The organism is Bartonella acomydis (assembly GCF_039543025.1).
Taxonomy (GTDB): Bacteria; Pseudomonadota; Alphaproteobacteria; order Rhizobiales; family Rhizobiaceae; genus Bartonella; species Bartonella acomydis.
The window spans coordinates 1-2,514 of the sequence record NZ_BAABIY010000082.1 but is presented as its reverse complement, the minus strand read 5'-3'; the positions used below and the strand labels follow the sequence as shown (position 1 = coordinate 2,514).

Sequence of the window (2,514 nt, the reverse complement as noted above, 5' to 3'; positions counted from 1 at the left end):
TTTTTCTCTGCCTTTGAATCTGTCCCCAAAGCAATACTTCTTGCTGCATTTGCTACTGAATCTACTCCCAAAGCAATACTTTTCTCTGCATGAGCCTTCGAATAAAATCCTATAGAAATAGCGTGTTCAGCCTCTGCATATGCACGATGACCAACGGCAGTTGTACCATACCCTAAAGCTTTAGAAACTGCACCTAATGCTGTTGAATAATCACCTTTGGCAGTGGTATAATCATTGTTTCCATGCTCACTATTTTCATTATACTCAGAACCTAATGCGGTGCTACTTTTCCCCACAGCATGTGCCATATGGCCTATAGCCATGCTATCTTCTCTTGTCACCTCTGCCTTATAACCCAAAGCTATAGCATAGTTTCCCTTCACTTGTGCATTGGAACCCAAAGCTATAGATGCCATATCATCTGTCTTAGCACGACGTCCAATAGCAATGGATTCTTCGCCCCGTGCTATTGTACGCGCACCTGGAGGAAGCGGATTGTTACCCTGCCTACCTTCACCACCTATTGCGATACTGCTTTGACCTACACTATGAGCCAAATGGCCAACAGCAACTGAAAACTTATTGTCCACCTCCGAACCATAACCAACAGCAACTGAGTCTACAGCTTTTACTTTTACATTGTAACCAACAGCAACATTATCAGTTTCTAAACCATTTATTTGGGGGATTGTTCCATTACCAACCACAACACTCGTTCCATCTGTGTTACGTGGTGATCCGGCATTACGCTGCATTTTTTTAATTGAATCATTGCGTGAAGTATTAAATATATCGGTGCTTGCAGCATCTTCATTATTAGCTACAAAAAACTGTGAACTGATAAGAGATTTTTCATATTTCTCCTTTACATCTAATGTTTTTTTCGTTAGGTCTACGCTATCTGCTACCGAAATATTTACTCTTGGTGTACTTGCTGTATTCAGCGCTGTAAGATTTGTTGCTTTTGATAAACTGGAATCATTAGCAATGTTATGACTACCATAAGTAGAAATAATCGCTTTATTGTTTCCTTGAGAATAAATCGCTGTTGCTTTTTCTATACTTTGAAGAACTTGTTCTATTATATCAAAATTTTTTGCATAAACAGACGAAATATTTGATAAAAATGTAGCTGCAACGGCGAATGAAAAAACTTTAACAAAAGAAAAACGAGAAACCTTCAAAGTATTCGCTCTTTGTGTGGCATAGAATTTTTTCATAACAAACTCTCCAATGAAAAAATCTGAAAGCACATCCAAAACATAAAAAAGACATATTTTTGCGCTATCCTCTTATCTAGATAAGCCAGATCTTGAGGGGTTGCATGAATAAAGGTGTTTTGATCCTTTTCTGGTGCTCTATTTGTGCTTTCTGTAATAAAATCTAAATGAGGAAATTGGAAAAGATATTTATCAGAACATAAAAAAGTACATTTAGATTCTAATGGAATTGACGGCTTATAACCTAGGTTTTAAAAAAAATGGATATTTAAGGAATCTAAATATTATGGGCGTTTTATTTGTTAGATGATTAGTGACGTAAAATTAAACCTTTTGAAGAGGAGTTTATTGTATATAAATTTCTTCCTCTAAAGAAATGATATTTCTTTCATGATTTAAGTAAATAAAAAGCTTTCATATTTAGGAAAACCTTAAATATTTAGAAAGATAGAATTTTCTAGCTAGGGTGTTTTCAGATTAAGCGTAATGTAAAGATATAGGTTTGGTTTTTTGATATATTTTTGATTTTTACACATTACTTCCCCCCTCTTTTTGAATTGTAATTTCGATCAAAACGAGTCTTACTAATATACTTTATGTAGTTTTAACCCCTCTATAATAAAATAGCAACAAAAAAATAACAATTTTTATCAATTTGAATATTTTTCACAAAACTATGTAACCTTTTTTCAACAATGTAAGGAAAATATATCTTCAAAACACATCGACGAACTTAACTATTCTCTATCAATTCAGTTTCACTCTTAAACCTGCTCCAACAGCAAAAGTCAGAAAAATACAACTTCTCAAATCATTTCCCCTTTATATGATAAGTGTTTTTTCACAACATGCTTACATGTGAAAAATAAAATAAATATATTTATTAATACTCCATTTATGCTCTATCGGTATCCATGAGTGATTAAAGACATTTCCCTTCGTCTTAGTTTTAAGAGAAGGGAAATTCATATTTTTTACTGCTAGTTCAATGTGAACCTAAATCCAGCACCTACACCCCAATGACCTCCAGCACTCGTTGCAGACACGTTAGAACGAATTTTTCCATTTTCAGACATATAACCAGCACCGATAGCAAAAGCAGATTGACTGCGCCATATACCACTACCAAATGAAAAGCTTATTTTTCCTGGAGTATCGTCATAACTCAAATTAGATACCGCCAAGCCAATAGCTGCCGCCTGTCTTGCCTCCTTACGGACATCCTCAACTGCATAATTTAATGTCTCAAATTTCATATCTGTATAGGCTTTCGACTCACTAACCCCATTGTTAA

Annotated in this window: 1 protein-coding gene and 1 pseudogene; both read right to left on the bottom strand. The window is 34.8% G+C overall.

Features of this window, described 5'->3' with window-relative positions:
• Window positions 1-1,220 (bottom strand): annotated as a pseudogene (locus ABD909_RS07160) (hypothetical protein); the annotation flags it as partial.
• 980 nt (window positions 1,221-2,200) lie between these two features.
• On the bottom strand, window positions 2,201-2,514 hold a 314-nt coding region (locus ABD909_RS07155; protein WP_345097262.1), incomplete at its 5' end, for a YadA-like family protein.